The organism is Paratractidigestivibacter sp. (assembly GCF_052362415.1).
In the GTDB taxonomy this organism is placed as follows: domain Bacteria; phylum Actinomycetota; class Coriobacteriia; order Coriobacteriales; family Atopobiaceae; genus Paratractidigestivibacter.
In genome coordinates, this window is sequence record NZ_DAWEMK010000076.1 from 2429 (window position 1) to 8722 (window position 6294).

The window sequence follows — 6294 nt, forward strand, 5'->3', positions numbered from 1 at the left end:
AGACATGCGGCGACGGCGCCGGCGAAGCACAGCGCGACGCCGATCGACGAGTGCCGGTCGTGGATGTCGTACTCCTCACCGAACATCCCCGCCGTGACGGTGCCCGCCGCCATCCCCGCCGTCACGCTGCTGGAGAGCCCCGCGAACAGCAGCGCCACGGCGAAGATGACCGAGCTTGCGGGCCCGACGATGGGGGAGAGCGTCGCCGCGGCGGCCGCGAGGTCTTCGACGACGACGCCGCGCGAGAAGAACGTCGTGGCGGCGAGGATGACCATCGCGGAGTTGATGGCCCAGCCGATGCCCATCGAGAAGAGCGTGTCGAGAAGCTCGTAGCGCAGCCGTTCCTCCACGACCTTTTGGCCGCGGCCTTCGAAATGCATCGACTGGATGATCTCCGAGTGGAGAAAGAGATTGTGCGGCATGACCACCGCGCCGAGGATGCTCACCACGGTCGCCGTCGAGCCTGCCGGCATGCTTGGGGTGGCCCAGCTCACCGCCGCTCGCGGCCAGTCGACCTCGACCATGGCGAGCTCCGCCAAGAAGGACAGCCCCACGACGCTCACGAAGGCGATGATCCACCGCTCCGCCTGCTTGTACGAGCTCGTGAGGAGCATGGCCATCGATGCCGCAGCAACCACGACGCAGCCGAAGCGCAGCGGCAGGCCAAAGAGCATCTGGAGCGCCACCGCCCCGCCCAGCACCTCGGCCATCGCCGTGGCGACGCAGGCCAGGTAGGCGGTGCCGAGGATCGCCCGGCCAAGGAGCCGGGGGAGAAAGCGGCTCGTCGCCTCCGCGAGGCACATCCCCGTGGCGATGCCGAGGTGGGCGGCGTTGTGCTGCAGGACGATGAGCATGATGGTGGAGAGCGTGACGACCCACAGCAGCGAATAGCCGAACTGCGAGCCTGCCGCCATGTTCGACGCCCAGTTGCCGGGGTCGATGAAACCGACGGTCACAAGGAGCCCAGGGCCGATGTGGCGCATGATCTCCAGGCCGCCGTGGCCGCCGGTCTTCTGGGCGCCGAAGCGCTCTTGTATATGTTCAAGTAATGAGGTTCTGAGCATCGCGGTTCCTTGCTCATGGGGTCGTTCCGGCGCCGAAGCGGGAGGCGCCGTAAATCAGCGTTGCGAGATTGCGTCACAAAGAAGCCTCACAAAGAAGCACCGCCCCCTGCTCGAGAGGGCAGCTGCGGCCTGCGGTTTACTTCTTTGCCTTGCCTTGGTTCGCCACGGCGTCGATCTTTGCCGCGATGGTCGCCGGGTCGCCGATGTAGCGCTTGTCGAGCACGTTGAAGCCGGCGTCGAAGGTGTAGACGAGCGGCACGCCTGTGGGGATGTTCACCTTGAGGATCTCGTCGGGAGTGAGGTGCTCGAGCTTCATGACGAGCGCGCGCAGCGAGTTGCCGTGCGCGGCGATGAGCACGCGCTTGCCGGCGAGCATCTGGGGGCGGATCTGGTCCTCGAAGTAGGGCCAGGCGCGGGCGATGGTGTCCTTGAGGCACTCGGTGTAGGGGAGCTCGTCGGGCGCGACGTCGCGGTACTGCTCCTGGGCGTGAGGGTCGCGCTCGTCGCCGGGCTCGAGCGCAGGCGGGCACACGTCGAAGGAGCGCCGCCAAATGAGAACCTGCTCATCTCCGTGCTCTGCCGCGGCGTCCGCCTTGTTCAGACCCTGCAGCGCGCCGTAGTGGCGCTCGTTGAGCTTCCAGGACTTGATGACGGGGAGCCACTCGCGATTCATCTGCTCCAGGACGATGTTGAGCGTATGGATGGCGCGCTTGAGGCGAGAGGTGTAGCAGACGTCGAAGTCGAAGCCGGCTTCCTTTAGGGCACGCCCGCCGGCCGCCGCCTCGGCGCGCCCGGTCTCGGTGAGGTCGACGTCGGTCCACCCGGTAAAGAGATTGAGCTTGTTCCACTCCGACTCGCCGTGGCGGATGAGGACGAGCTTCATGGTGCCTTGCGACTCGATTTGATCTGTTACCTGCACATCGTTGGTTTGTGGGGTGAGCTGCTGTGCCATGCGATTCCTCCTTTGCGTCGGCGTGCGGATGGGCGCGCGCCGTCTTTCTGTGCAATTCGAGCCTACCCGTTATGCCGCTAAAGTTAACCAAGGCTAACAAGAATCGCGAAATTCTCACCGATAGGTGGTCCGCGCAGAAACCGCGACGTTCAGTTGCGGGGGAGCACCGCGCGCGCAGAAACTCCGACGGCCAGTTGCGGCAGCGAGCCGCGCGCGCAGAAACCCGGGTGTGCTCATCTGGCCTTTGCGCAGAAACCCGAACGCCCAGCTCGCCTTTGCGCAGAAACCCGGACGCCCAGCTCGTTGCCTGGGCTGGGGACCGCAGTTTCTGCGCAAGAAGAATCCCCCTATAGCTGGAGGTGCGGCTTTCTGCGCGCGATCTGCCCGCAACGCCGTGGACGCGGGTCAACCTATTCGGAGCCCTGATTTCGGCGCAGAGGCTTTATGTGGGCCCTGTGCTTCTCGGCCAGTCGGCAGAGGCGGATGGGTATAGTTATCCATGGTTAACAAGTACGGATCCGCAATCGCGCCGATGTACCCGTCGGCGCTCAAGGAGCTCGAACATGGGCATCACAGACATCGTCATCCTCGCCTCCGTCGCGGCGACCCTCTTCTTTTCTATCCGCTCGCTCGTGCGCGCGAACAAGAACGGCTGCTCTGACTGCGGAGCCGCCTGCTCGGGCCACGCCGCCGGCCGCTGCTCGAAGGCCGACCGCATGATCGCCGACGCGAACAAGGCCTTCACCAAGTAGGGCGCCGGCGGCGCGAAGCCTGGCGCCCGCGCTCGCGAACTTCTTCCCGCAGCCCAACGATCGCCTGATGGCGACACCAGTCGCGGAACTTCTTGCCGCTCGCCGGCCTGCCGCGCCCGCTGCCCTGAGGTGGGAAACAAGGGCGAAACACGCTTGTGGGAACGTAACACTGTTTACTTATGTGTTTTCGGCCGACCCCCGGGAGGAGTCTGCATGAGCAGCGAGAAGGACATCGATTTCGTCCTGCGCACCGTCGAGAAGCGCGACATCCGCTTCGTGCGCCTTTGGTTCACCGACGTTCTGGGCAACCTCAAGTCGTTCGCGATCTCGCCCGAGGAGCTCGAGGAGTCGTTCGAGGAGGGCATCGGCTTCGACGGCTCGTCCATCGACGGTTTCGTTTCGATGGAAGAGTCCGACATGCTCGCGTTCCCGGATCCGGACACCTTCACCATGCTCCCGTGGCGCCCGAGCGAGTCGGCGGTCGCGCGCGTCTTCTGCGACGTCTACACCCCTGACCGCAAGCCCTTCGAGGGCGACCCGCGCGCCTGCCTGCTCAAGGTCTTCACCGAGGCGGACAAGAAGGGCTTCATCCCCAACGTCGGCCCGAAGCTCGAGTACTTCTACTCCGACAGCCAGACCGAGCTTCAGCCCAAGGACGACGCCGGCTACTTCGACCTTACGCCGATGGACAACGCCAACGACCTGCGTCGCCAGACCACGCTCATGCTCGAGAAGATGTCCATCCCGGTGCAGTACTCCTACCACGCCGCCGGCCCGTCCCAAAACGGCGTCGAGCTGCGCTACACCGAGGCCGTGAGCTGCGCGGACAACATCATGACCGCCCGCCTCGTCATCAAGCAACTCGCCGCCCAGCAGGGGATGTACGCCTCCTTCATGCCCAAGCCCGTCGCCGGCCAGCCCGGCTCCGCGATGTTCCTCTACCAGTCGATCTTCGACCACGAGGGCGAGAACCTCTTTTGGGCGCCGAAGGATTTCCACCCGGCGCACCTCTCGGAGCTCGCGCAGCACTACGTGGCCGGCATCCTCAAGTACGCGCCCGAGTTCACGCTGGTCACGAACCCGACGGTCAACTCGTACAAGCGCTTCATCTCGAACGGCGAGGTGCCCAACTACGCAACCTGGGGCCGCAAGAACCGCTCCGCCCTCGTGCGCATCCCCGCTCACAAGCCGGGCAAGCACTCCTCGACCCGCATCGAGCTGCGCAGCCCCGACCCGACGGCCAACCCCTACCTGGCGCTCGCCGTCACCATCGCCGCGGGCATGAAGGGCATCGAGGACGAGCTGCCGCTGCCGGAGGAGTCCACCTGCGACACCTTCCTGCTGTCGGAGGAGGAGCTCGCGGCCAAGGGCATCGAGCGCCTGCCGCGCACCCTCGGCGAGGCCATCGAGAAGTTCCAGGCCTCCAGCTTCATGCGTGAGGTCCTCGGCGACCACATCTTCGAGTACCTCATCGCCGAGAAGAAGCGCGAGTGGAACGACTACTGCACCGCCGTCACCGACTGGGAGCGCGTGCACTACTACGGCGGCTACTAGGGGTTCTAGCTTCGATACCAGTGGGGCTCCGCATTCGCTTCGGGGGCTGCGCTCGCTTCGCTCGCTTGGATGCCCCCTACGCGAACGCTGCGCCCCGCCATCGACGTCTGCCCTTCTTGCCAACGTATCAATCGTGTAAAGACCGTGGTGTCGCTCAGGGAGCTGTAAGCTGCCTGAGCGACACTTCTGTGTCAGGCGATGGACAGCGGCGCCTCCGCGACATTCAACGGAGGGGCCCTGACGTGGGGAAGACCTCGCGCCTCCATCGGGAAAGGGCGTGACCACGCGCCGAAGCTTTTTGGGAAGGGATCCCAATATGAACTTGAACGTTATGCTCGACCGCCGCAATTTCCTGGGAATGTTCGGGGCGGCGGCGGGCGCCGCGGTGCTCGCCGGTTGCGGCGGCGCTTCTTCCGCGGGCTCCAACGGCTCCTCGGGAGCACAGAAGGGCGACGCCTCCGCAGCGGGCTACACGCTCGTGACCGCCGGTAAGATCACCGTCGCCTCCGACCTCGCGAACCCGCCCTTCGACTTCGTCGAGAACAACGAGCCCAAGGGTTTCGAGGTCGACCTCATGAAGAAGATCGCCGAGAAGCTGGGCCTCGAGTGCGAGTACCTGCCCGCCATGAAGTTCGACAGCATCATCCCGCTGGTCAAGCAGGGCGGCAAGGCCGACGTGGGCGTCTCCAACTTCACCATCACCGACGAGCGCAAACAGGAGATCGACTTCTCCGACGCCTACATCGACTCCAACCAGGGCGTCGTCACCAAGGTCGGCTCCCAGAAAACCGACGCCGGCTCCCTGAACGCCGAGGGCGTGACCATCGCCTGCCAGTCCGGCACCACCGGCGAGGCGTGGGCGCAGGAGAACCTGCCCAAGGCCACCATCAAGTCGCTCGACGATCCCGTCGCCGCCGTCACCGGCGTGCAGACCGGCCTCTACGACGCCGCGGCCGCCGACCTGCCCGTGATGAAGTACCTTTGCTCGAATTCCTTCACCGACTGCCAGGTCTCCATCGAGATCCCGACCGGCGAGCAGTACGGCATCGTCGTCTCCAAGGACAACGCGGGGCTCACCGACGCCATCAACAAGGCGCTCGCCGAGCTCACCGACGACGGCACCATCAAGCAGCTCGAGATCGACTGGTTCGGCTCCGAGATCTAAGGATCGGCCAAAGGGCTTTCGGCTAGGCTCATTTAATCGTTTATATGTTTTCGAACAGAAAGAAGAGCATAATGGCAAACATGTCCCGCCGCAACTTCATCCTCTCGCTCGGCACGCTCGCCGGTACCGTCGCCCTCGCCGGCTGCGGCAACTCCGGCTCCAAGCCCGCCGACTCCGGCTCCGACGCAAAGAAGTCCGACTACACCCTCGTCGCCGATGGCAAGCTGACCGTCGCCGCCGAGCTCGGCTTCGCCCCGTTCGAGTACATGGACGAGAAGACCGGCGAGCCCGTCGGCTTCGACGTCGACCTCATCAAGGCCGTCGCGCAGAAGATGGGCCTCGAGGCCTCCTACCTGCCCAACCAGAAGTTCGACACCCTCGTGCCGCTGGTCAAGCAGGGCGGCAAGGCCGACGTCGCCATCGCGGCCATCACCATCACCGACGAGCGCCTCGAGTCCGTCGACTTCACCAACGCCTACCTGGACTCCAACCAGGCCATCGTGGTCAAGAAGGACTCCGCCGACACCGCCGACACCCTGAACGACGCCTCCAAGCAGGTCGTCTGCCAGTCCGGCACCACCGGCAACGAGTGGATCACCGAGAACCTCCCCAAGGCCACCTGCGTGCCCGTCGACGACGTCACCGCGGCCCTCACCGGCGTTCAGACCGGCCTGTACGCCGCCATGGTCGTCGACCTGCCCGTCGCTTCCTACATGCTGACCCAGTCCTTCTCGGACCTGCAGGTCATCAAGGAGATCCCGACCGGCGAGCAGTACGGCATCGCCGTCTCCAAGGACCAGCCGGCCC

The 6294-nt window shown here is 65.1% G+C and carries 6 protein-coding genes; 4 read left to right on the top strand and 2 right to left on the bottom strand.

Annotation, left to right across the window (positions count from 1 at the left end; genetic code table 11):
- Positions 1–1064: Nramp family divalent metal transporter (locus ACT84W_RS07775; protein ID WP_444328790.1), on the bottom strand; the 1064-nt coding region annotated here is incomplete at its 3' end.
- 136 nt (positions 1065–1200) lie between these two features.
- Positions 1201–1947, bottom strand: a complete 747-nt coding sequence (gene gpmA, locus ACT84W_RS07780; RefSeq protein WP_444328794.1) for a 2,3-diphosphoglycerate-dependent phosphoglycerate mutase — start codon at positions 1945–1947, stop codon at positions 1201–1203.
- 632 nt (positions 1948–2579) lie between these two features.
- On the opposite strand from gpmA, the gene ACT84W_RS07785 reads away from it, so the two are divergent.
- The 4 genes from ACT84W_RS07785 to ACT84W_RS07800 all read left to right on the top strand — a co-directional run.
- The gene (locus tag ACT84W_RS07785; RefSeq protein ID WP_417576095.1) at positions 2580–2768 is read left to right on the top strand and encodes a FeoB-associated Cys-rich membrane protein; all 189 of its coding nucleotides are present in this window, start codon (positions 2580–2582) and stop codon (positions 2766–2768) included.
- Between the two features lie 213 nt (positions 2769–2981).
- Positions 2982–4322, top strand: a complete 1341-nt coding sequence (locus ACT84W_RS07790; RefSeq protein WP_444328791.1) for a glutamine synthetase family protein — start codon at positions 2982–2984, stop codon at positions 4320–4322.
- A gap of 316 nt (positions 4323–4638) precedes the next feature.
- Entirely contained in the window at positions 4639–5487 is an 849-nt protein-coding gene (locus tag ACT84W_RS07795; protein ID WP_444328792.1) for an ABC transporter substrate-binding protein, read from the top strand.
- A 71-nt stretch (positions 5488–5558) separates the two neighbouring features.
- Positions 5559–6294, top strand: a 736-nt coding sequence (locus ACT84W_RS07800; RefSeq protein WP_444328793.1) for a transporter substrate-binding domain-containing protein, incomplete at its 3' end; no start/stop codon positions are given.

Bases quoted from the DNA above. Each gene is read 5' to 3' on its own strand.
- gpmA (WP_444328794.1), bottom strand. From the start codon at position 1,947: ATGAAGCTCGTCCTCATCCGCCACGGCGAGTCGGAGTGGAACAAGCTC.
- ACT84W_RS07785 (WP_417576095.1), top strand. From the start codon at position 2,580: ATGGGCATCACAGACATCGTCATCCTCGCCTCCGTCGCGGCGACCCTC.
- ACT84W_RS07790 (WP_444328791.1), top strand. From the start codon at position 2,982: ATGAGCAGCGAGAAGGACATCGATTTCGTCCTGCGCACCGTCGAGAAG.
- ACT84W_RS07795 (WP_444328792.1), top strand. From the start codon at position 4,639: ATGAACTTGAACGTTATGCTCGACCGCCGCAATTTCCTGGGAATGTTC.